Source organism: Labrenzia sp. THAF35, from assembly GCF_009363595.1.
In the GTDB taxonomy this organism is placed as follows: domain Bacteria; phylum Pseudomonadota; class Alphaproteobacteria; order Rhizobiales; family Stappiaceae; genus Roseibium; species Roseibium algicola.
The window spans coordinates 4,465,999-4,484,881 of record NZ_CP045380.1; the positions used below are offsets into that span (position 1 = coordinate 4,465,999).

Annotated in this window: 7 protein-coding genes; 4 read left to right on the forward strand and 3 right to left on the reverse strand. The window is 56.8% G+C overall.

The features are described 5' to 3' along the window. Nucleotides 1-53 precede the first annotated feature (53 nt). Together FIU93_RS20480 and FIU93_RS20485 are read right to left on the reverse strand one after the other, a co-directional pair. Nucleotides 54-2,270 (reverse strand): ABC transporter transmembrane domain-containing protein, encoded by a 2,217-nt coding sequence (locus tag FIU93_RS20480; RefSeq protein WP_152506571.1) that lies wholly within the window; start codon nucleotides 2,268-2,270, stop codon nucleotides 54-56. Further along, nucleotides 2,267-3,913 carry an ABC transporter transmembrane domain-containing protein gene (locus tag FIU93_RS20485; protein WP_173017367.1) on the reverse strand — a complete coding sequence of 549 codons (1,647 nt, stop codon included), beginning with the start codon at nucleotides 3,911-3,913 and terminating at the stop codon, nucleotides 2,267-2,269. The genes FIU93_RS20480 and FIU93_RS20485 overlap by 4 nt, the downstream gene beginning before the upstream one ends. Nucleotides 3,914-4,187: 274 nt before the next feature. Here FIU93_RS20485 and FIU93_RS20490 point away from each other — a divergent pair, with 274 nt between their 5' ends. Continuing rightward, nucleotides 4,188-14,489 carry a cadherin domain-containing protein gene (locus tag FIU93_RS20490; protein ID WP_152506573.1) on the forward strand — a complete coding sequence of 3,434 codons (10,302 nt, stop codon included), beginning with the start codon at nucleotides 4,188-4,190 and terminating at the stop codon, nucleotides 14,487-14,489. 112 nt (nucleotides 14,490-14,601) lie between these two features. Here the strand turns inward: FIU93_RS20490 and FIU93_RS20495 are convergent, their stop codons facing one another. Continuing rightward, the gene (locus tag FIU93_RS20495) at nucleotides 14,602-15,885 is read right to left on the reverse strand and encodes an HlyD family type I secretion periplasmic adaptor subunit (protein ID WP_209010185.1); all 1,284 of its coding nucleotides are present in this window, start codon (nucleotides 15,883-15,885) and stop codon (nucleotides 14,602-14,604) included. Between the two features lie 292 nt (nucleotides 15,886-16,177). Between FIU93_RS20495 and paaG the strand changes: the two genes are divergently transcribed. Genes paaG through paaK form a run of 3 tightly spaced genes read left to right on the forward strand, consistent with a single transcriptional unit; the run spans nucleotide 16,178 to nucleotide 18,759 of the window. After that, a complete protein-coding gene (paaG, locus tag FIU93_RS20500) occupies nucleotides 16,178-16,972 on the forward strand; it encodes a 2-(1,2-epoxy-1,2-dihydrophenyl)acetyl-CoA isomerase PaaG (RefSeq protein ID WP_152506575.1) in 795 nt (264 codons plus the stop codon). 12 nt (nucleotides 16,973-16,984) lie between these two features. Beyond that, on the forward strand, nucleotides 16,985-17,410 hold the full coding sequence (gene paaI, locus FIU93_RS20505; RefSeq protein ID WP_022998694.1) for a hydroxyphenylacetyl-CoA thioesterase PaaI: 426 nt from the start codon (nucleotides 16,985-16,987) through the stop codon (nucleotides 17,408-17,410). Nucleotides 17,411-17,448: 38 nt separating this feature from the next. Further along, nucleotides 17,449-18,759 carry a phenylacetate--CoA ligase PaaK gene (gene paaK / locus FIU93_RS20510; protein ID WP_152506576.1) on the forward strand — a complete coding sequence of 437 codons (1,311 nt, stop codon included), beginning with the start codon at nucleotides 17,449-17,451 and terminating at the stop codon, nucleotides 18,757-18,759. Nucleotides 18,760-18,883: the final 124 nt, after the last annotated feature.

Genomic DNA, 18,883 nt, shown 5'->3' on the forward strand with positions numbered 1-18,883 from the left:
AGCCCGTCGGAGCAACCCGGCGGGCTTTTTGGTATCTTCGGTAGGAAAGCTGCCTATCCGGCTTTCGCGGTCTGTCCCATGAGTGCCGGTACTACTTGTTCCGGTGGCCCCATCATCGCAATCTGGCCACCTCTGAGCACAACCACCCGGTTGGCCATTTTCATGTGGCTAGGCCGTTGGGTATTGATGAGGATAGTCGCCTTGCCCTTGAGTTCCTCGATCATCGCCATGAATTTCTTGTCGCCCTCGAAATCGAGATGCGTGCCCGGATTGTCGAACAGGTAGAGCGGTGCCGCCTTCACGAAGGCACGGGCCAAAACAATTCGCTGCTTCATGTTGTCCGGGATTTGCTTCAGGACCTCGCCATTGAGGCGCGTTTCAAGTCCATTAAAGTTCTCCTCCAGGTAGGACAGCAAGCCAAGTTTACCGGTAACCTCGATCAGACGTTCGTCGGTAGCACCCGGATCCGACATCAGCAGATTCTGTTTTACCGTGCCGTAAAAGAAGTCGAGATCGTCGGGTGCATAGCCAATGGAAGAGCGCCACTCTGCGGTATCAAGCTGGCGCACATCCAGACCGTCAAACAGGATGGAACCCACCTGGGGCTGGAACAAGCCGATGACAGCCTGGAACAACGCGGTCTTGCCCGAGCCGCTCGGGCCCGTGATGGCAACGGTTTCGCCTTCCTTCACCGTCAGCTCAAGGCCCTTCAGCGAGGCTTCCGTTGCCCCTGGATACCTGAGGACAAGTGAGGACACTTTCAGATCACCGCGAATGTCACGTGTGATTTTCGGCAAATGCCCCGGCTCGCGCTCGAGCTGCACTTTCATGAGGTTGTTTATCTGTTCGATCACCGTGCGGCTTTGCGCGAGCTGCGTGATGCTGAGAAATGCCTGGTTCATCGGGTTCAGAACCCGCCAGCTGAGGGCCATTGTGGCAATCAGGGCGCCCAGGCTCATTTCTCCTTCCATGACTCGCATTGCCCCGATCCCCAGAACCAGGACACCACAAATGGTCATCAGCGTCTGTGACAGTGTCTGCAGCACATGCGTGATATGACGTGCATGGATGTTGAGTTTGTTGAAGTTGGTGGAAAGCGCCGAAAATCGCTCCAGCCAGGTATCTTCTACAGAAAGGTTCCTGAGAGCCCTCTGGTTGCGAAAGGTCTCGATCATGAAACTGTTGAGTTTCGACTTCTGCTCGCCAACGGCAGCGACTTCGCGCTGGACCTTCGGCAGGACATAAACGGCCAGCAGCGTGTAGATGGTCAGCAGTGCGAGCGGCGGCAGCGCAACAGGTCCGCCGATCAGGAAGATCGCGACAATGAAGATCAGCGTGAAGGGAATATCGACGATCGCGTTGAACAGCGAACTCTGGAATATGTCGCGCACGCTGTCGAAATAGCGCAGCCGCATGACCTGGGTGCCGATCGGCGCTTCGGACAGCATCGCATATGGAAGATGCAGTATGCGCTCAAAGGTCTTGTTGCCGACAATCGCATCAACCCGTCCGCCGAGATAGGATTGTAGCCATGTCTTCATTCTGCGCAGCGCAACTTCGCACAGAAGAATGATTCCAACGCCGACCGCCATGGTCAGAAGCACTTCAGTCGATTTTGCTCCCATTGCCTTGTCGTAGATCGCCATGATGAACAACGGCGGTGCAAGAGCGAGAATGTTGAGAACAAAACCGAGGGCCAGAATGGAGATGATACTGGTCCGGAACCGTTTGGATACGGTCGAGAACCAGCTTCGGTTATTTTGAACCTGCCCCTGTTCCTCAGTGTCTTCGGCCGCGAGATAGATCTCGTTTTTCAGAATATCCGCAGCAGGAACTGAAATTGCCTCTCCCTGACGGCCGGAATAGGCGCGAAACTCACCCGTTCCGGTTTTTCCAACGAGAACCTGAACGTCGTCCCTGGTTACACGCAGACACGGCATCTGTGCATGGGTCAGTTCCCCGGCACTTCCATGAAAAGGTGTCGTCTTGACTGTCAAGCGGCTGAGGACGGTCCGCAAGACCTGGAAAGTTTCAATCCGGTCGAAGTGCGGCAATGCCTCGAAAAGAAGCCGGTCATTGCCCTGCCAGCGCATCTCCCGCAAAAGCGGAATCAGGCACCTTTCGGCGGGCGCCGCACCGTCATCAGGAAGTCCTAGCCGGCTTGTGGCGGTCCCATCGGCTGCCAGTTCGGCCGACAGATCGCGCCACTGGCGGTGTACGGCGTTGTCGGCAGCGTGGACGTCTTCAAGGTTGAATAGCGGTCTGCTCACGCCGGCATCCCCATTTTCTGAGGTGTACCGGTTACGTTCATCGTGCCGAGGTCATGCACGCTGCCGTCCCTGAGTTCGTATTGGTGATCCGCGACTGCCAGCATGGAAGGACGGTGGCTGATGATGATAACCGTCAGATAGCCCTTCAGACGGATCAGCGCATCGACAAGCGCCTTTTCTGCCTGTTGGTCCAGTTGCGCATTCGCCTCGTCTAGGATCAGGATCTTCGGCTCGCCTGCCAATGCCCTTGCAATGCAGATACGCTGCAAGGTAGCTGCAGGAACCTTGCCGCCCAGGTCTGACCCCAGCTGCGTCTCATAACCGCGCGGCAAGAGATGGATTTCCTTTTCAAGCCCGATCAGCTTTGCCGCCATACGCGCATGAGCGATGTCGGATACGGCACCAAACATCGTGATGTTTTCAAGGATTGTGCCGTTGAAGATAGCAGACTGGTTGTCGACATAGGCAACGGTCTTGCGCAGTGCATGTTGGTGGAGGCCATCATAATCCTGCCCGCCGATCATGACCTTGCCGGTCGTCGGCGTCATTTCACCGGTCAGCAATTTCATGAGTGTGGACTTGCCGCTGCCGTCCGCACCGCGGAAACCGACGAATTGTCCAGCTTCGATTGTCAGGTTGATGTCCTCGAACACCCGGCGCTGGCTTTCGCCCAGTTCGACTGACACGTTGATCAGGTGAATGGAACCGTCGGTATCGACCGACAAAGGCTCCTGTTGCGCTACCTCCGGCAGCTTGAAGAGCGAATTGACCTGAGCGTAGTCGTGCTTCAGTCGTTGCATGTCTGTCAGTTGGTTGATCGCGCGAAGGAAAGGCTGCACGAACTGACCGGACAAGAGTGTGCTGGCAGCGACACCGCCGACGCTGAAATTGCCATAGATGGCCATCAACGCGCCGCAGATGACCACAAAGATAGTCGTGAGGGTTCCGAAAAGTGCGGACGCATCCCTCGCCTGGCCGGACAAGCGCATATATCTGGAGCTGAGCTCTGCCGTTGCCCGCTGCAATCGCTCGAAGCGGCGCATGATCAGTGCTTCCATCGCCTGGGACTTCACGGTCTTGGCGCCGGACAGTACCTCCAGGATGAAATCGGATTTGCGATCGTCCTGATCTGCCCGGTCGGCGACAACCTGCTGCAGCACCTTGTTTCTGTTGAGGGCAAACAGCATGAAGATGCCCAGCAAGGTGATCGGCACCAGAGCCAGCGGCCCTGCGATGAAGATGAGTGCTGCCAGGAAGATCCCCCCCGCAGGCAGGTCGATGGCGAGAAGGCGGTTCTGGTCGCCATAGTGATCTGCAACCGATTGCAACGCCCGAAGCTGGTGCACCTGTACGGAAACAGGCGTTTTGGCAAACTGGGAAGGCTCGGCATCAAGCACCCGGCGGAAAAGTTCGGTGTGCGCCTGATGATTGAACCCTGCCCCGAGCCTGCCGACAACCGCGGTACGGGAGACCTTGATGACGGCATCGGCAATTAGAACGACAGCCACCCCGAGGATGAGCACAAGCAGCGTGTCGGTGGAAGCATTTGGCAGAACGCGGTCATAAACCTGAAGAATGGCCAGCGGCATCGCCAGCCCCATGATATTTGCGAAAACGGAAGCAACCACAACGTCGCGCGGCAATCCGGGCGAAGAAATCCAGCGTCCGGACGGAGAATGCCGGATCCTCAGACGAGGCAAAAAGAAAGATGAAAATACCGATTTCAGCATATGCGGGCCAGAGTCGTGTAGCTACTCGCTCAAACTGTGCTGATCGGGTTTAAAAAGCGTTTACCCTACGCCGTGTTTCCCGAATTTTATTAGAACTAAACTTCAGATTCCAAGAGGAATTTTGCGCTTTGTTAAGGACGCCGACGTTCATTGGCATTATCGGAAATTGTGCGGACGTGCGACCGAAATGGCAAGCGACACTCAGAATCGAGACACCCAGGTAAACACCTCGTCAGAAGGTAACACTACGGAAACCAGGACGACCCTGAATTCCGATAGCATCCTGCATTCGGGACTTCTCGATAATCGAGATGAGCATCTCGACAAGGCGCACGACTATCATCTCGACCAGGACATGGGCGAATCCATGGAACAGGTCAACGCCAACCTGCACCTTGGAAGCGACGAGGAAGAACAACGCTACGTCGAACAGGAAGACCCATCGTCCGGCGCGCAAGGTATCGGGTTTGAGGATGATGGCACGGAGCTTTCTGCGCTTGAAGACAGCGATGCAGTCAATGCATACGCTGAGCAATCTTCCGACAATACAACTGGCACACAGGACTTTTCAGGGTCGAACAGCGACGATTTCCCGTTGGGTGGCGGCACGTCCGCAAGCATAGCTTCTGCTCTGGATGATGGATCGAACCAGACCTATTCGAATGGCTCTGCAACCAACCCGGGCGACGGCACTTTCAGTAGCCAGAATGGCCAGGTGCAATCAGGCGCAGGTTTCGATGACGGCAACAACGACCGTGCTGCGGGCATCGTCGCTTCCGATTTGTCTGCGGTCACCGATATCGATGCAACTGAAAATGCCGTTGATGAAAATTCAGCAGTCGGATCTGCAACCGGCATTCGGGCAAGCGCAACCGCCGCAGAAGGGGCCAGCGTAACCTACAGCCTCCTGGACGATGCGGGTGGTCTGTTCTCCATTGATCCCGAGACGGGCATCGTTACGGTAGCCGGTTCGCTCGATGCCGAAACGGCTGGAAGTCACCAGATCATCGTGCTTGCCACTGGATCCGACGGAGCGACGCAGACAGAAACCTTCACGATCAATATCCGTGACGTGAACGAATACGACGTCAGCCCGATCAGCACGGTCGGCGCTGTTGCGAACACAATTTCCGAAGGTGTAGACGGCGGCAGTCAGGCTGGCATCACTGTTGTTGCGACCGACCGGGACGTGAGCGACAGTGTCTCCTACTCCATAGACGACCCGCGCTTCGTCATCGATGACCAGGGTGTGGTCAGCATTGCCGAAGACGCCGTGTTTGACGCTGAAACCGAAGCGACTGTCTCCTTCACTGTGACCGCCACCTCCACCGACGGCTCGCAGTCCACGCAAAGCTTCACATTAAAGGTCGAAGACGAAAACGAATACGCTACGTCTGCAATTCAGGACACAGACACTTCCGCCAACACCATCGCGGAAGATGCTGCGGCTGGTACGCAGGTGGGCGTCACTGCATTCGCCGAAGACAAAGATATAACGGACACCGTCTCCTACACCGTCGATGATCCCCGTTTCACGGTTGATGAGAATGGCGTCGTTCGAGTTGCGGATGGCGCGAGCTTCGATGCCGAAACCGAAGGTTCCATCGATATCATCGTGACAGCAACCTCGACCGACGGTTCGACCTCGGAAGAGACATTCACGATCGCGGTATCTGACGTCGATGAGTATGACGTCACCGCTGTTACCGATACGGATTCTTCGGCCAACACCATCGCGGAAGATGCGAGCGCGGGCACCCAGGTTGGCGTAACTGCACTGGCGACTGATGCAGATGCCACAGACACTGTCTCCTACTCCGTCGACGACACACGTTTCACTATCGATGAGAACGGCGTGGTTCGGGTTGCTGACGGTGCTAGCTTCGATGCCGAAACCGAAGGTTCCATTGACATCACTGTCACGGCGACCTCTACCGACGGTTCGACCTCGGAAGAGACCTTTACGATATCGGTGTCCGACGTCGATGAATATGATGTCACCGCCGTAACCGACACAGATACATCTGCCAATACAATTGCAGAAGATGCTGCAGCTGGCACGCAGGTGGGCGTCACTGCATTCGCCGAAGACCAGGACATCACCGACACGGTTTCTTATTCGGTTGATGATGCCCGCTTCACGGTTGATGAGAACGGTGTCGTTCGGGTTGCCGACGGCGCGAGCTTCGACGCGGAGACCGAAGGGTCCATCGACATCACTGTTACCGCAACCTCTACCGATGGATCAACTTCGGAAGAGACCTTCACGGTCTCCGTTTCAGACGTTGATGAATATGATATCACCGCAGTGACCGACACAGACACTTCCGCCAACACCATCGCGGAAGATGCTGCGGCTGGTACGCAGGTGGGCGTCACTGCATTTGCCGAAGACAAAGATGTGACGGACACCGTCTCCTATTCCGTGAACGACGCCCGTTTCACCGTTGACGAAACCGGCGTGGTTCGGGTTGCTGACGGCGCAAGCTTCGATGCCGAAACTGAAGGGTCCATCGACATCATCGTGACGGCGACCTCCACCGACGGCTCGACCTCGGAAGAGACCTTCACGATTGCGGTTTCCGACGTCAACGAAAGCGCCGTTTCCGCTGTCACCGACACGGATTCCTCAACCAACACCATCGCCGAAGATGCGAGCGCTGGTACGCAGGTTGGCGTGACTGCCCTGGCAACTGATGCAGACGCCACCGACACGGTTTCTTATTCGATCAACGACACCCGTTTCACCGTTGACGACAATGGTGTGGTTCGGGTTGCGGATGGTGCGAGCTTCGATGCCGAAACCGAAGGCTCCATCGATATCATCGTGACGGCGACCTCCACCGATGGATCAACTTCGGAAGAGACCTTCACGATCTCCGTTTCAGACGTTGATGAATATGACGTCACGGCTGTCACCGACACAGACGCATCTGCCAATACCATTGCAGAAGATGCTGTCGCAGGCACACAGGTCGGTGTCACCGCATTCGCCGAAGACAAGGACATCACCGACACGGTCTCCTACACCGTCAACGATGCCCGTTTCACGGTTGACGAAAACGGTGTGGTTCGGGTTGCAGATGGCGCGAGCTTCGACGCCGAAACCGAGGGCTCCATCGATATCATCGTCACGGCGACATCGACTGACGGTTCGACTTCGGAAGAGACCTTCACGATTTCCGTTTCAGACGTCAACGAAAGCGCCGTGTCTGATGTTACCGACACGGATTCTTCGGCCAACACCATCGCGGAAGATGCAAGCGCAGGCACCCAGGTCGGCGTGACGGCCCTGGCAACAGATGCAGACGCCACCGACACTGTCTCCTACTCCGTCGACGACGCACGATTCACTATCGATGAGAACGGCGTGGTTCGGGTTGCTGACGGCGCAAGCTTCGATGCCGAAACCGAAGGGTCCATCGACATCATCGTGACAGCGACCTCGACCGACGGCTCGACCTCGGAAGAGACCTTCACGATTGCGGTTTCCGACGTCAACGAAAGCGCCGTGTCCGCTGTTACCGATACGGATTCTTCCGACAACACCATCGCGGAAGATGCAAGCGCGGGCACTCAGGTCGGCGTGACCGCCCAGGCAACGGATTCAGACGCCACCGATACCGTCTCTTATGCTGTCAACGACAGCCGCTTTACCATCGACGAAAACGGAGTGGTTCGGGTTGCCGACGGTGCAAGCTTCGACGCAGAAACCGAAGGGTCCATCGATATCATCGTGACGGCGACCTCCACCGATGGATCAACTTCGGAAGAGACCTTCACGATCTCCGTTTCTGACGTTGATGAGTATGACGTCACCACCGTGACCGACACAGATTCATCTGCCAATACCATTGCAGAAGATGCTGTCGCAGGCACACAGGTTGGTGTCACCGCATTCGCCGAAGACCAGGACATCACCGACACGGTCTCCTACACCGTCGACGATGCCCGTTTCACGGTTGACGAAAACGGCGTGGTTCGGGTTGCTGACGGCGCAAGCTTCGATGCCGAAACTGAAGGGTCCATCGACATCATCGTGACGGCGACCTCCACCGACGGCTCGACCTCGGAAGAGACCTTCACGATTGCGGTTTCCGACGTCAACGAAAGCGCCGTGTCCGCTATTACCGATACCGATTCTTCCGACAACACCATCGCGGAAGATGCAAGCGCGGGCACTCAGGTCGGCGTGACCGCCCTGGCAACGGATTCAGACGCCACCGATACCGTCTCTTATGCTGTCAACGACAGCCGCTTTACCATCGACGAAAACGGAGTGGTTCGAGTTGCGGATGGCGCAAGCTTCGACGCAGAAACCGAAGGGTCCATCGATATCATCGTGACGGCGACCTCCACCGACGGCTCGACCTCGGAAGAGACCTTCACGATTGCGGTTTCCGACGTCAACGAAAGCGCCGTGTCCGCTGTTACCGATACGGATTCTTCCGACAACACCATCGCGGAAGATGCAAGCGCGGGCACTCAGGTCGGCGTGACCGCCCTGGCAACTGATTCAGACGCCACCGATACCGTCTCCTACTCCGTCGACGACGCACGATTCACTATCGATGAGAACGGCGTGGTTCGGGTTGCTGACGGCGCAAGCTTCGATGCCGAAACCGAAGGGTCCATCGATATCACTGTCACGGCGACCTCCTCCGACGGTTCGACCTCGGAAGAGACCTTCACCATCGCGGTGTCTGATGTTGATGAGTTTGACATTTCAGCTGTTACCGATGCCGACACTTCTGCGAACACCGTAGCGGAAGATGCTGTGGCAGGTACCCAGGTTGGTGTGACCGCATTTGCCGAAGACAAGGACGTCACAGATACTGTCTCATACTCGGTGAACGATACGCGCTTCACTGTTGATGACAACGGTGTCGTCCGTGTGGCTGAGGGGGCGAGCTTCGATGCGGAAACCGAAGGTTCCATCGCCATTATCGTGACGGCGACCTCAAGCGATGGATCGAGCTCTAAAGAGACCTTCACAATCGCTGTTTCCGATATCAATGAAAGTGCCATTACTCCCGTAACTGATACGGACGCAGCGGCAAATTCGATTACCGAAGATGCCGCAGCCGGAACGCAGGTTGGCATCACGGTTCTTGCGACCGACAGCGACATCACTGACACGGTTTCCTACTCGGTAGACGATAACCGTTTCACGGTGGACGAAAACGGCGTAGTCCGCGTTGCAGATGGTGCATCTTTCGACTTTGAAAGCGAACCCAACATCACTCTGACGGTGACCGCGACGTCTTCAGACGGCTCCACGTCTTCGGATGCATTCTCGGTTTCAGTAACCGACGTTGCTGAAGACTATCAGCTCGAAGACGGCGGCCAGACCTTCACCGATGTTTCTGTCGCTGAAACCAGCATCACTGGCGGCTCCGGTGACGATACCATTGTGGCACACGCCGACGGTGGCAACGTCGATGGCGCAGATGGCAACGACACGATTGCCGGAAACAATGCTGCCGATACTCTTGCAGGTGGTGCGGGTGACGACACGATTGAAGGTGGCGCCGGGAATGACACGATCTATGGTGAAAATGCACCTGTGTCCGGCACCTGGCACTACCAGGTTTATGATCACAACTTCAGCGGCGATGCCGGCCAGACTGTCGACATTTCCTCAGGCACGCTGATCGACGAAGGAACGACGGATGCGTTCGACCTGGACACAATTGTCCAGAGTGCACGCGGGTCGACTGATAACCCTGAAGATTTTGGTGTCATTCTGACGTCCAACTTCACCGCCACCGACGGCGGCACCTATCGTTTCTCCACCCGCTCGGACGATGGATCCACCATCGAGATCTTCGATGCCTATGGCAACCGACTGACGTTCACCAACCAGAACGGTACGCAGACCGACTATCTCGACAACGATTACCACCAATCAGCGACCACCCGCTGGGCGGACGTTGATCTGGAACCGGGTGAGATCTACACCATTGTCGTCAAGGTCTGGGAGAACCAGGGACAAGAGGTTCTCGATGCAACTGTAACGCCTCCGGGCGGAACGTCAGTAGACCTGTTCACCTCCGATTTCGTCAGTGCGGCCGCGGTTATCCCGGGGGACGACACGCTGACGGGCGGTGCCGGCGACGATATGATTGACGGTGGGCTGGGTACTGACACAGCAGTCTACAGCGGCAATTTCGCTGACTACACCATTACCGAGAACGAAGGCATCTTCACCGTTACGGACAATCGTCCAGGTTCTCCCGATGGTACCGACACCGTCGTGAATGTTGAAAACTTCCGGTTTGCCGACGGCGATGTTCTTTCGGGCGATTTGATCGCGCAGGATATTTCCGCCGTTTCCGACAAGGACAGCAGCGCAAACACGGTTGCGGAAGATGCTACTGCAGGAACGGCTGTCGGCGTCACCGCGTTCGCTGAAGATGGAAACACGTCTGATACTGTGTCCTACACCGTAGATGACGATCGCTTTGTCGTGGACGAAAACGGCGTCGTCCGGGTTGCGGATGGGGCCAGCTTCGACGCGGAAACCGAAGGTTCCATCGACATCGTTGTAACCGCCACGTCTTCTGATGGCTCGGCTTCCGAAGAAACATTCACGATTGCCGTGTCCGACGTCAACGAATACGACGTCTCAGCCGTTTCCGACACCGACGCCGCGACCAACACGATCTCCGAAGACGCAACTGCCGGCACACAGGTTGGCATTACAGCACACGCGAGTGACGCGGATATCACCGCGACTGTGAGCTATTCCGTTGATGACAGCCGCTTTGCTGTCGATGCGAATGGTGTTGTCCGTGTTGCCGATGGCGCTAGCTTCGATGCAGAAACCGAAGGATCCATCGACATTGTCGTAACTGCTACCTCCTCTGACGGTTCCACGTCGCAGGAGACCTTCTCGATTGCCGTTTCCGACGTCAACGAGGGCGCCGTTTCAAACGTCACCGATACGGACACCTCTGAAAACACGATTTCGGAAGCAGCAACTGCCGGCACTCAGGTTGGCATCACGGCCCTGGCAACAGATGCAGATGCCTCTGACACGGTTTCTTACGCCGTTGATGACACGCGCTTCACAATCGATGAAAACGGTGTGGTTCGTGTTGCCGATGGTGCCAGCTTCGACGCAGAGACTGAAGGGGCCATCAACGTTACCGTGACCGCGACGTCTTCTGACGGCTCGACGTCAACAGAAACCTTTACCGTAGCGGTGTCTGATGTCGACGAATTCGACGTTTCCAGCGTGACTGACGCAGACATCTCGGCAAACACAATCGCAGAAGATGCGACCGCAGGCACACAGGTTGGTATCACGGCGTCGGCAAGCGATGCCGATGTCTCGGATACGGTTTCCTATGCTGTCAACGACAGCCGCTTCACCGTGGACGAAAACGGCGTGGTTCGGGTAGCGGAAGGTGCGAGCTTTGATGCGGAGACCGAAGGGTCAATCGACATCATCGTGACGGCAACTTCAACCGATGGCTCAACCTCGGAAGAAACCTTCACGATCGGCGTTTCCGACGTCAATGAAGTTGCCGTATCCGCGGTGACCGACATCGATGCGACGGCCAATGGCTTCGCGGAAAATGCCGCCGAAGGCACCACAGTCGGTATTACTGTTCAGGCAACGGACAGTGATGTGACCGACACGGTAACCTATACGGTGTCCGATAACCGGTTTACCGTTGGCGAAGATGGCCTGGTGACCGTAGCCGCCGGAGCAACGTTCGACTACGAGAGCGAACCGACCATCAACCTGACGGTGACCGCGACGTCTTCTGACGGCTCCACGTCACAGGAAACCTTTGCTCTTTCGGTTGCCGACGTCGCTGAAGCCTATCAGTTGGCGGAAGGTCAAACGACCTTCACCGATACCGGCGTCGCCGAGACATCCATAACCGGCAACGACAGTGCCGACACGATTACCGCTCATGACGACGGCAGCACCATCTACAGCGGTGCGGGCGACGACACCGTCTATGGCGGCGCAGGCAATGACACCATCATCTTCGGCGAAGGCAACGACGTCGTTTACGGCGGTGCGGGCGACGATTTCATCGATGATGAGCGTGGCACCCAGCCGAACACCGGTGACAACTACCTGGATGGCGGCGAAGGTAACGACACCATCTTTGGCGGCAGCGGGAATGATACACTGATCGGTGGCGCGGGCAACGATAGCCTGTCCGGCGAAAATGACGACGACACCCTTCAGGGCGGCTCAGGCAGCGACAAGCTGTACGGCGGCGCCGGAAACGACACGCTCGAAGGTGGGGCCGGCAACGACTATATCGACGGCGGAAGCGGTACGGACACCGCAATCTATTCCGGCAACCGTTCCGACTATACCGTTACCGAAAACGCGAACGGCACCTACACGGTCGTCGACAACCGTTCCGGCTCGCCGGACGGAACCGACACTGTCGTCGGAGTTGAGAACTTCCGCTTTGCGGATGGCGACGTTCTTGCGGGCGATCTTGTCGCGAAAGATATTTCTGCGGTTTCGGATACGGACGCCGCCAACAATACCGTCAACGAAAGTGCAAGTGCAGGATCAACCGTTGGCATTAAGGCATTTGCAGATGACGCAAACGCTTCTGATACCGTTTCCTATACTGTCAACGATAGTCGTTTTACAGTAGATGCGGACGGAACGGTTCGCGTCGCGTCCGGCGCCAGCTTTGACTACGAGAGCGAACCACAAATCAGCATCACCGTAACCGCGACGTCGACGGACGGGTCCTCTTCGAACAAGAGCTTCACGCTGACTGTTTCCGATGCTGCAGAGAATCTGCAACTTGCCAATGGCGGTGTGACCTTTACCGATACCGGCGTTGCTGAAACTTCTGTCACTGGTGGCACGGGCGACGATTCAATCACCGCTCATCGCAATGGCGGCAATATTGACGGCGGAGAAGGCAACGACGTTCTCACCGGCTCTTCTGGAAGCGACAAGCTGCAGGGTGGTGCCGGAAACGATACGCTGACAGGTGGTGCTGGCGCAGACCTTCTTCAGGGTGGCGAGGGTGATGATACGTTCCAGATGGGCGGTGACGGCACTTGGTCCGGCTATTCGGCGGTCAACACAGTAACTGGCGAATCTGTTTCCATTGCAGGTCGCACAATGAACTCAGACGTCTTCCAAGGTGGAGACGGTACAGACACGCTGCTGGGCACCGAAAGCTCCGATGCAATTTTCCTGGACGACACTTTTTCAGGCATGCACGCAGAAGCTTCCGGGCCACGTATTGACAGCATCGAAAGCGTAAATCTGGGCGCCGGTGACGACATACTGGACATGACCAGCGACACCTACACTTATACCACCGATATGACGATTGACGGTGGGACTGGAAACGACGTCATCTGGGCAGGAGCAGGCAACGACACCATACTTGGTGGCGAAGGCAACGATACTCTTTTCGGTGGTGCTGGCAACGACAGCCTCGACGGTGGCACTGGAACGGATACCGCCATCTATTCCGGTAACTGGGAAGACTACAACATTGTCCAGAACGAAGATGGCAGCTACACGATTTCCGATCTTCGCTCCGGCGCTCCTGACGGTATCGATACGGTGTCCAACGTCGAGAACTTCAGGTTTGCCGACGGAGAACTCCAATCTGAACATCTGATCGATCGCCCAACTGGTGATGTGACCGATACCAACGCGTCCGCCAACACGATCCACGAACTGGATGGTGCCGGCACGCAAGTTGGGATAACGGCCTTCGCAGACGATCCAAACGGTGACGCGGTCACTTACACTCTGAGCGACGACCGTTTCGAAATCGACTCCGACGGCAATGTCACGATTGCAGACCATGCGTTCTTCGACAGCGAGATTGAAAATTCGATCGATCTGACGATCACCGCCACTTCCGCGGATGGATCCCAGTCGAGTGAATCTTTCTCGATTGCCGTTACCGGCGAATATGACGTCACCTACACCGATACTGACGAAAGCAATACCGGCAGCGGTGCAGGCTACGACTATACGTACCACCTTGACGGCGCCGGTGGTGATGACGTTATCGAAGGCGGTTCAAACAACGACAGGATCGAAGGCGGCACCGGCAACGACAACATTTCGGCAGGTGACGGCCGCGACCTTATCTTCGGTGGCGACGGGCACGACAACATCAGCGGTGGCGCTGGCGATGATGTGATCATCGGTGGTCTTGGCAACGACAACCTGAGCGGTGGTGATGGTTCCGACCTGTTCATGTACGGCCTGGGCGACGGCAGTGACACCATCAACGCAGGCATGGGGGCCGGTTGGACTGACGTTATCGATCTGGGTGGTGGTCCAGGGATCACTGCCGCCGGCGAATACGGTACGGACTGGACAGTGACGATCACCAACGGCTCGATCGAGACAACAGACCTTGAAGGCGGCAGGCTCGACCTTTCCCAGGATGCCGATGGCTATATCGACTTTGCAGATGGCAGCCGTGTCAACTTCAACGATGTTGAGGAAATCCGCTGGTAGCTGATGTCACCGGACAGCGGTAACTGACGAAAAGCCCCGCCGGAAACGGCGGGGCTTTTCATTTATCTGCCAGTGACAGAATTCGGAAAATGGGATTTGGATATGACCCGGCTCAACGTTCGCTGAGCGGATCTCCGATTGCGCGGGTGACCGGCTTCAACATGTACTGGAGCACGGACTTGGACCCTGTGACGATCTTTGCGTCAACGACCATGCCTGGCGAGATTGTTTCAGCGCGCGCACCCTGCCCGATCGTGTTGGTTTTCAGCGGGATCATGGCCTTGAAATAGTAGTTGCCGTATTCGTCCCTGAAACTTGACGCCGAGATGACGGAAACTTCCCCCTTCAAGGTACCTTCGATATTCGGGTCGAAGGTCGTAACGGCGATTTCTGCTTCGTCACCGACATCCACATGGCCTATATCGCGCGGTGAAACACGAACCTCGGCAACAAGATCGCTATCGCTCGGCACAATTTCGGCAACCACATCGCCAGGCGCCAGTACACTGCCCGGACCTTTGAGATAAAGCGCCTTGATGTGCCCGCTGACCGGAGCTCGCACGAACAGTCGGTCGTACCGATCTTTCTGTTTATCGGCTTCGAAAGTCAGCTCACTGCGCTCCTGCGCAACCCGGCTGCGCTCTACGGCCTGCTCCTCTTCGGCTACGGCAATCGAACGTTCCAGGCTGGCGGTTGCCTCCGTCAACTGTGCTCGAACACTGCCGCTCATACCGTTCAGTTCGCTCAAAAGGCTCTGGGCATTCTGAAGAGACGACTTGGCTTCCAGAAAGCGCCGCTTGGATGTGTAACCCTGTTCGAAGAGGTTTTCCTGGATCTTGTACTGTTCCTGCTGGATCTCGATCTGGGTTTCCTGCAGGGCTATCCGCTCCAGAATACTGGCTAGCTCCGCCTGCTTTTCACTCACCCTCGCCTTCAAGGCCTGCTGTTCTTTTTCCAGTGCCAGGCGTTGAGCGTCATAGGCAGCCTGTTGCGCTTCGCTGAAGCCTGCATCGGCGCCTAGTCTCAGACCATTGGCGCCACTGCCAAGACCCGGATTTCCGAGCCGCTGCTCTTCGGTCGCCAGAAACTTCAAGCGGGTCTGGACCTTCTCGAGATCACTCGACGCCGCGGTTTCCTGCAACCGAACGATAGGGGTGCCTATTTCAACCAGTTGGCCTTCCTGAACCAACACTTCTGCAACGATGCCACCTTCCAGGTGACCGACAGTCTGCACCTTGCCTGCCGGAACAATTTCCCCTGTCGCACTGGCGACTTCACGCACCTGTCCGATTGCCGCCCACGCCAGAAAAGCCGCCGCAGTCAGCGATAAAACCTGCAGAACGCGCCGGTACGCGACTGGCGGCGGGCCTTCCTCAAGTTCAAGAGGAATGTCCAACGAAAAATTGTCAGCGGTGGTTTTACGGATAAACATGTTGCCCTAGCGCTGGCCGAAACTGGGCTAACTATTGACGATTAAAGTAAATATCAGCTGAATCGGGCTGACCATATTTTAAGCGCCTTTTCTCACAAGAGTTGAAAAGCGGACGTGTTGCCAGTGGCGAACCGACCAAAGTGATTTGGCGTACCGGAAAACTGCATTCTGCCTTTGACCAGAACAGTTCGTCGTGCATTAATGTCACAACATTATCGATTTTCATGCAAAAGGTGTGATGCTTTGGGAGGGGCGCATGACAGACCGTGATACTGTGCTCGCTGAACAGCGGGATGGCTGTCTTTTTCTAACACTCAACAGACCGGACCGGCTAAATGCCTTCAACGAAGACATGCATCATGCGCTTCGCAAGCATTTGACCACCGCAACGGAAGACAGCTCAATCAGGGCAGTGCTGCTGACCGGGGCGGGCCGCGCTTTCTGCGCTGGTCAGGACCTTTCCGATCGCGACATGCGCGGAGGTGGCGAGGCACCTGATCTCGGCGTAACACTCGAGACACTTTACAATCCCCTGGTTCGGCAAATCAGGGCTCTCAGAAAGCCTGTCATCTGTGCGGTCAACGGCGTTGCCGCGGGTGCAGGCGCCAATGTAGCGCTTGCCTGCGATATCGTCCTCGCCGCCCAGTCTGCCCGTTTCATCCAGGCTTTCTCCAAGATCGGCCTGGTGCCCGATTCGGGCGGCACATGGTTGCTGCCACGCCTGATTGGAGAAGCCCGTGCGAAGGCACTCGCCATGACCGGCGAACCGTTGGGGGCCGAGACAGCTGCCTCCTGGGGCCTCATCTGGAAGGCAGTTCCGGACACGGACCTGATGACGGAGGCCGGAACGCTGGCAACGCAGCTGGCCGCGGGGGCAACCACCGGCCTTGCGCTTACCAAGGAACTGATACAATCGGCAGCAGACCAGTCGCTCGATCGGCAACTGGACGCCGAGCGCGATAGCCAACGCCAGGCAGGACGCACGAATGATTATCGGGAGGGCGTCACCGCTTTCCTTGAAAAGCGGTCCGCCCGATTTACCGGCGCTTGAATGAGGCACAGAATGACACCGGATGAATTTGCGCGCGCCTGCGCCGACCGCATGTGGTCGCAGGATACGGCGACACAGCACCTGGACATGAAACTTGAAGATGTACGTGCCGGACATTCGACGATGGCGATGACGGTTACGAAGGCCATGACCAACGGCCACGGCATTTGCCACGGCGGCTATATCTTCACGCTTGCCGACAGCGCCTTCGCTTTTGCCTGCAACACATACAACCAGGTTACGGTTGCCCAGCATTGCGACATCACGTTTCTGGCACCGGCCCATCTCGGAGACCGCTTGACGGCTACGGCCAGCGAGAAATCGCGTACCGGCCGATCCGGCCTCTACGACGTGACGGTGGCCAACCAGAATGGCACTGTCATTGCCGAATTCCGCGGCAATTCCAGAACGACCAAAGGTACAATCTTGCCGGAATGACGGCGAGCGGCCAGACGGGCTGCTCAAGGGAGGAAAATATGGAAAATCTGGCTCCGCGACCGGGAGATCTTGAGCCTATTGAAACAGCCAGCCGGGACGAATTGTCGGCCCTGCAGCTGAAGAGACTGCAATGGTCCCTCACCCATTCGTATGAAAACGTTCCGCTTTTCAAGCAACGCTTCGACGAGAAAGGCGTACACCCTTCCGACCTGAAAACCCTCTCGGACCTGTCGAAATTTCCGTTTACGACCAAGAGCGATCTCCGGGACAATTATCCGTTCGGTTTGTTCGCTGTCCCGCGCGACAAGATCGTACGCGTACACGCCTCCTCGGGCACGACCGGCAAACCGACGGTGGTTGGCTACACAGCCAACGATATCGATATGTGGGCCGGTCTCGTCGCCCGCTCCATTCGAGCCTCTGGCGGCCGATCGGGTGACATCATCCATGTTGCTTATGGCTACGGTCTCTTCACCGGCGGACTGGGCGCCCATTACGGCGCAGAAAAACTAGGCTGCACGGTTGTACCGGTCTCCGGTGGCATGACGGAACGCCAGGTGACACTTATCCAGGATTTCAAACCGCGCATCATCATGGTGACGCCGTCCTACCTGCTGTCCATTCTGGATGAATTCCGGCGGCAAGGCATCGATCCTCGGGAAACGTCGCTTGCGACGGGGATCTTCGGCGCCGAACCCTGGACCAACGCAATGCGCAAGGAAATCGAAGACGCGTTCGACATGCATGCTGTCGACATCTACGGCTTGTCGGAAGTGCTTGGACCGGGCGTTGCCAACGAATGCGTTGAGACGAAGGATGGTCTCCACATCTGGGAAGACCACTTCTACCCGGAAATCATTGATCCGGTGACCGGCGACGTTCTGCCGGACGGCGAAATTGGAGAGCTGGTCTTCACCACGCTTACCAAGGAAGGCCTGCCAATGGTCCGCTACCGCACGCGCGACCTTACCAGGCTGCTGCCCGGCACGGCCCGGTCCATGCGGCGAATGGAAAAGATCACCGGTCGATCTGACGACATGATCATTCTGCGCGGCGTCAACGTATTCCCGACCCAGATCGAAGAACAGATCCTGAAATGCGAAGGCCTGTCGCCGCATTTCCAGATAGAGCTTTCCCGATCCGACCGCCTGGACGTCATGACAGTGCACGTCGAAGCCCTGCCGACAGCAGCAACAAGTGACGCACGTCAGGCATCGGCGAAGGAACTCTCGCATCACATCAAGAGCGTGGTAGGCGTATCCGCAAGGATCGATGTTGCCGAGCCCGGCAAAGTGGAACGTTCCGCCGGCAAGGCAAAGCGGGTCGTCGACAACAGACCCAAGGAATAAGGGAACACGCAGGCCAGGCGTTCGGAGGACGTTTCTCCAAGACATCAAAATCAGCCGGTCCTTTCCAGACCTTTCGCTAAAGAAAAAGGCCACCTGATCAGGTGGCCTTTTTCATTTGGATATG